Below are 5,663 nucleotides of genomic sequence, written 5' to 3'. Positions count from 1 at the left end.
TGAAGTCGCGGTCTCCTCGCTTCGAGGGTGGGCCGCTCCGCGAGCCCAGCAAGGGCTTGATGCGGCTCCACTCGGCATCGCTCAGTTCATGTCGGCGCACAGCCAGCGTTGATCATGCCTGACGCTGACTGGCAACCTCCTGATGCCCTTCATGGCTGGGTCCAACGCCGGTGTTTGATCCACCAGGTTGATTTTCGGGCCGGAGATCAGGGACAGCCCCTAGCGGTAAAGACGCATCGCCTCGGGCATCGTCGAGGTGCGTGGTAGCCGGGTGATGCGGTCGACGGCGGTGAGGAGAGCCTTGTAGTAGGTTGGCTCGATCACGCGCAGCGTGAGGTCGATGGCGCTGACGACGCGCTCGCCAATGCTGCTGCGACGTGCCGTCGAACTCTTGGTGGCGCTACTCACTGGCATTCACACCATTGGAAGGTCTTCGAGTCGATCAGCCTGACGAGCGCCGCGTGCTTCAAGGGCGCCACGACCTTGACCGGGTCCTGGGTGAGCAGAGTCATTGCCCACCAGCACCTTGTACTTCGCTGGAATCCGACGCGTAGGTCGCGATGCTTCTGATGGTTCTCGCCTCGGGGGCATCAGCAGCGGCTTCTCCGAAGACCGCATGCCGAGAAGTTGGGCGCCAATTGCCCGGGCAAACACCTCGGCCAGCAAAGAGGGCACGGCGTTACCAATCTGCTTCTGAACCACGTGACGGCTGCCGCGTACCACGACGTCGTCGGGGAAGGTCTGAATCCGGCAGAGTTCTCGCATCGAGAGGCGCCGGTTGTCCCAGTGGAATGGACCGATGGCCGGGCCGGGCTGTGCCTGAACAGTCCACGACGGCTGGTTCTTCGCGAGCTTCAGTAGGAAGGACCAGTACCGGCGACGCCAACCGAACAGGGGGACGCCGCCACCACGGTCAGTGTGCCAGAGGTAGTTCGACCCCTCCGGGATCGACGGCAACAGGTCGGCCCAGTGCCCTGTGGCGGCGACGTCTTCTTCGGGAGCAAGGACGAGATCGCCAAGCGCATCCCAAGCGGTGTGCGGCGGCGCGAGATGCACATCTGCAGGATCGGATTCGGTGACCGAGACGCGATGGGTTGGCGATGGGACGTTGAATACCTTGCCGTCGCGCGCACCAACCATGATGAGGCGTTTTCGAAGCTGCGGCACGCCGTAGCTCGCAGCGTTGACGACTTGGAACACCGGTCGGTACTTGGTGCCGATGCGGCCATTGATCGCCTCGATCTCGTCGAGGATCAGTCGCAGTCCTTCATCTTTGCCCCGGTAGGCGAGGCCTTCGACGTTCTCGAGCAGGAACGCGCGTGGCTTGGTCTCCTCCAGCATGCGCAGGTAGGCAGCGAGTGTTGCTGCACGCGGGTCGCTCAGCCGGAGAGAGTCGCCGCGCGCCCAGTAGCCCGCCTTCGAAAAGGGTTGGCACGGCGGCCCGCCGATCAGAACATCCGCCTCGCCAATCTTCAGGCCGGCAGCCTTGAGCACGTCTTTGCCGCGGACCTTCAGGATGTCGGTCTCCATGACGGTCCACGACGGACGATTTTCACGCAGCGTCTCGCAGCACGCGTGGTCCATCTCCAGCGCGACTGCGGTCTCGAATCCGGCGGCCTCGAAGCCGTAGTCCAGACCACCGGCACCCGAGAACAGGCTAATGACTTTGGGCTTGGTCATGCGGGTACTCCTACGAATAGCTCTGGCAAAAGGTCGGCGTACAGCGGAGCGAGTGCGCGGGCCTGGTCGAGGGGCAACTCGTGTGCGTTCGAGAGGTCAGCGACGAACTGCACCCGCTTGATCCCTGCAGGTAGCGGTTGCGGCACGGTCGGAACGTCTACGGCGCGATACAATCTTAGGGTCTGTCTCGTGGCATCGAGGTCGAAGCGCGCGTCATCGGCGTCGGCATCCGGCCAGTCGCGCCCCAGAGAGTCGGCGATGATGGTCTCCAGCCGGGCGGTAGCCTCGTCACCGACTCGAGTTCCAATCTGTTCGACGAGATCGAACACGCTCACCCCGTGCGGAGTCTGCTGCAGCATGAGCGAGGCGATTACCGTCTCGCCCGTGATCGCAGTGCTCAGTTGGTCGAGCTGGAAGTGGTGCTCGCGCAGCTTGGTCAGCGTGGACTTGATCTCGAGCCGATGTGATCCGAGCGCGAAGTCGTGAAGTTCGGTTGGTTCCGAGTGCCAGGCCGAGATGCCAACCTCAGGTACACGGGCCCACGCGATGATCGCGAGTTCGGCCCAGAGTCCTTGGACCGACCGCCTTGGCGCTCGGTTCAGAGCGCTAAACAGCGTGGTGATTCCGTCGAGCGTCCGCTCCACTTCCTCAGCAGAGGGCGCAGCGACGGAACCGTCGCCCACGTTGCCGAAGAATGTTCCGACCACCCGACAGAAGTAGCGCTCCAGTTCGGCATCGTCGGCGGTGCAGACGAGGACCGCGAAACGCGCGTGTTCGGACGCGCCATCGGCGCGGGCGACAATCATCTCCAGCGGAGGTACGAAGGTGAGGTTCGCCAGCCGTCGCGGAATTAGCCCACTCCCAGTGGTCGCAATTAGGAGCGCCGGCTGATTGGCCGAACTGCGCGCAAGGCGAAGCGCTCCGGCACTATGCGCGATCGTGTACGCAGCCTCAGGCGAGGGGCGTGGTAGTGCGCGATATGTGCTCCAGAGGTCCATCTATTGCCCCTGCGCGATGACGTCGTCCTTGCGGAGCTTGGTGTGGATATGGACGGCGATCGCCGGCACCAAGCTCTCGAGGTCGGGAACTTCTGAAATCCGAAGCCAATGGATCTGGAGCGTGACGAACGTCGTGTCATGCATCTTCGCGTCGCCAGGATACTTTCCCTCGCCCTTGGCTGACGACCGGCCCTGGTGGAGTTTGATGGCACCAGCTTTCGGATCCACGCTTCGCTTACGGGGATGGCCTGCGTCCATCTGCATGACCAGGACCTGCGCTTCCGGGTTGTCGTCCAAGATGTCGCGCAGCGTGACGAGCTGCCCGTACCAGTTCGCGACGTCGCCGCCGCGAACCTGATAGGCGAGGAGCACATCGCGGAATAGTGGAGCAAGCGGAGCCGTCGCAACCCGGTGTTTGAAGAACGCTTCGTCGGCCTCGAAGACATGGCCCGCTTCGAATTCCCGAAGCATCACGCCGTTGCGAGCGGAGGCCTCTGGATCAAGGTGAGGCTGCTCTTGCAAGAACCACTCATGGTCGGCTGAGATCCGATAGTAGGGGTCGGCGAGGACGTTCTTGCGGGTCGGCTTGAGATGCGAGTCGAGGAAGAAGGCTCGTCGCCATTCCCGCAGCGGCCGACCACGATGTTGCGCGAGCTGGGTTCGCACATCCTCCTCATGGCGAACATACGACCGGTAGGCGTGAATGACATCGGGGTGCAGGTACAGTCTGCAGAGTGAGAGGTACGCCTGCTTGTAGCCAAAGAAGCGGGCGCGCTGTTGGATGGTATCGGCGTTCCAGTCACCCGCACTGCGCGGCATGTACGTGACCGTCAGCCCCTCGACGGTGAAACCGCGGTTGAGCTTTTCGCCACCGACAAGAATGTGGGTCTCGGCATTGTCCCAATCGACCTGGTCGTTGCCGTTGCTCGAGTTGACCTCGCTCAGGTGGACGTCGCTCACGCAGCGCCGGAGCTGCACGACCAGCGCGTCGAAGGTGGGCAGCGTTGAATCCGTCGCGCGCAGGTCATCGTAGGCCGGGCGAAACTCAGCGAGCGTATCGGTGCGCTCATCGCTGTCCTGGCTCCGCAATCCGGTGGTCCACCTCCCGATGATCGCCTGCACCCACGCCAAGTAGCGCTTGTGGTCGTCCTGGCGCTGGCTCGGGTGGATCAGCATCGAGATCGGACGAGGCTGGTTCCGAAGGCCTCCCACGGCGGCGCCGACAAAGAAGACGCGCATCGCGCTGAGCAGCGTTTCAGGCGGTTCTTCAGTTGCGCTGACGTCCAAGTCGTGAGCTGGGATGGCGTGAACGAGCGCGGGGTTGGCGTCGACGCCAAAGAACGTCTGCCCGCCGGTGTAGCCATCGCCAGGGCGCACGAGTTCGGCGAACGCGGGGGAGAGCATGTCATCCAGCGCAATCAGCAGCGGTGCTTGCGGCGTCGCCGTGTACTGGAGGTAGGTGTGGTTTGGGAGTGCCGCGCGAACCCGTGCGATGCGCTTGTAGGTGGTTGATGCCTCGGCGGCGTTCGGCTTCGTATTGAGTCCTGCCTGATCTGCTTCATCATCAAGAATCAGCGATGGGATGCCGCGCAAGTCGACCTTGCGGAGGAGCGAGGCGAGGCCGTCGAGGTGAGTGTGGTTCTTCAGGACCAAGTAGAGCAGGGTCTTCTTGTCGTCCTCCCGAAACGATCCGTCGCGCCAGTCCTCGGCGGCACGCTGGAGATCTCTGACCGCATGCTCGCCGAACCCCTTGGCCGAGTTAAGGATGCGCCACGCGGATGGCCGCCCCGACGCTTCGCGGAGGTCCTTCTGAAATCGATCAGCGTTCTGCTGCAGGAGGTTGGTCGTCACGCCGGCCAACAGGATGATGATACGGCAGCCGTTGTCTCGCGCGAGGGCGCTGACCGTGGTCATCGACATCGTCTTGCCACTTTGGACGTAGCCAATTGCGAGACCCGTTCGGGTATCGTCGGTGGCGCTGGTGAACGGGCGGCAGTTCCGCACGATTGCCAGGGCGTCGTCGCGCACCCGCGTGACTGCCTCAGGGGTCTTGAGCTTGCCAATTCTCTCCAGATACTGCCCGAGGCCGAACGTGGTCTCGCCGATCACGGGCGACCATTCACTGCCGGCAGGGGCAACCACACGGGCTTCGTCGAAGGTCGTTGTCATGAACTAGGAATGCTCCACCGAGAGCGCGTTGAGGATCTTGTTCGCGCCGCTGCGCACGATGCTGGTATGGCTGATGCCGCTCTTACGAGCCATGCGCTCCGACAGCGCAAGGGCGGCCAAGATGCGCAGGATTGGCTGCAGCGCCTGCTCGTTGTCGTTGATGAACGCGATGCTGAATCGGTGGTCGAGGTTGAGCCGAACGGTGAGAACCTCCTCACTGGTTGCGCTCTTCTCGACGGCCGCGACAAAGAAGTCAGCCGCTTGGTCCTGGACAAGTTGGAGCACAACCCTGATGGATGAGCCCTCCCACGGCAGCACGAGGACGTGTTCGCGCTGCTGAAGCACCGCTTTGGGCTCGGGCGGCGGCGACACCTGATCGACCTCGGCGGCGGGAGGCGTGGCGGCAACTTCGCTGATGGCCTTGCTCGTGCCGGCGTCGGCGATGGCCTCGGAGGCATCTGCGAGCGCGTTCGCCCCAAAGTCCTTCGGAAGTTGGTCTGCCGTCTTCCTCGCGCGGTATCCGTTGGCCTGATCGAGCAACGGGCAGTCAGGCGAGTTGATCTGTCGCCAAATCTTGTCGAGGAGTTCGTCCTCGTAGCCTCCCCATTGGATGCCATCTTTCGTGTGCGAGACGTCGAAGCCCTCGACGAACATCTCGCCGATCACACGCTGTGACGCGAAGCTATTAGTACTACCCGGTCACTTGAATCCAGGTGGCGGGCGTGATCTACGGTCGGGATGACACCCGCGCAGCTCAAGAAGCTGGACGAGGCGCTGGGCGCCTACCTTGAGGAGATGGTCGCCGGCATGGGGCGA

5 protein-coding genes are annotated in these 5,663 nt (G+C 63.2%); all 5 read right to left on the bottom strand.

Translation table 11 applies throughout. The features are described 5' to 3' along the window. Positions 1 to 219: 219 nt before the first annotated feature. From D7X30_RS41220 to D7X30_RS41200, 5 genes are read right to left on the bottom strand one after another with little or no spacing between them, the layout of a single operon-like run. Positions 220 to 408 carry a hypothetical protein gene (locus D7X30_RS41220; RefSeq protein ID WP_233592125.1) on the bottom strand — a complete coding sequence of 63 codons (189 nt, stop codon included), beginning with the start codon at positions 406 to 408 and terminating at the stop codon, positions 220 to 222. A gap of 6 nt (positions 409 to 414) precedes the next feature. Then, positions 415 to 1,680 (bottom strand): DNA cytosine methyltransferase, encoded by a 1,266-nt coding sequence (locus tag D7X30_RS41215; protein ID WP_120568452.1) that lies wholly within the window; start codon positions 1,678 to 1,680, stop codon positions 415 to 417. Next, positions 1,677 to 2,678, bottom strand: a complete 1,002-nt coding sequence (locus D7X30_RS41210; protein ID WP_120568451.1) for a PD-(D/E)XK motif protein — start codon at positions 2,676 to 2,678, stop codon at positions 1,677 to 1,679. The genes D7X30_RS41215 and D7X30_RS41210 overlap by 4 nt, the downstream gene beginning before the upstream one ends. Continuing rightward, a complete protein-coding gene (locus D7X30_RS41205; protein ID WP_120568450.1) occupies positions 2,679 to 4,847 on the bottom strand; it encodes a Z1 domain-containing protein in 2,169 nt (722 codons plus the stop codon). 3 nt (positions 4,848 to 4,850) lie between these two features. Further along, positions 4,851 to 5,513, bottom strand: coding sequence for a hypothetical protein (locus D7X30_RS41200; RefSeq protein ID WP_233592123.1), 663 nt, complete (start codon positions 5,511 to 5,513; stop codon positions 4,851 to 4,853). Positions 5,514 to 5,663 lie beyond the last annotated feature (150 nt).

It is taken from the genome of Corallococcus sp. AB011P (genome assembly GCF_003611605.1).
Classification (GTDB): Bacteria; Myxococcota; Myxococcia; order Myxococcales; family Myxococcaceae; genus Corallococcus; species Corallococcus coralloides.
The sequence above is the reverse complement of the archived record's forward strand: the minus strand, read 5'-3'. Positions and strand labels throughout refer to the sequence as shown.